The organism is Cupriavidus sp. SIMBA_020 (assembly GCF_046535395.1).
GTDB lineage: Bacteria > Pseudomonadota > Gammaproteobacteria > Burkholderiales > Burkholderiaceae > Cupriavidus > Cupriavidus campinensis.
On sequence record NZ_JAWRWU010001122.1, the window covers coordinates 1 to 254 of the forward strand.

The 254-nt window shown below is 64.6% G+C and carries 1 pseudogene; it reads right to left on the reverse strand.

What is annotated here, in order from left to right:
- Positions 1 to 254, reverse strand: a pseudogene (locus tag SB751_RS33010) (protocatechuate 3,4-dioxygenase subunit beta); the annotation flags it as partial.

The window sequence follows — 254 nt, forward strand, 5'->3', positions numbered from 1 at the left end:
GGTTTCGTTGGGGCCGCGCAGCACGATGTCGAATTCGTAGCCGAGTGCGTAGCTGTCTTCGGTGGTGTCGAGCGAGAAGCGCGAAATCATGCGCTCGCGCGCCTGCTCGGGCGTGCCTTGATAGATCGGGTCGAACGCGAGCAGCGGGTCGCCGGGGAAGTACATCGGCGTCACGAGGCGCGAGCCGAAGTAGTCGCCGAACAGCGAGAAGTGAATGTGCTGCGGGCGCCAGGCGTTCGGATGATTGCCCCAGG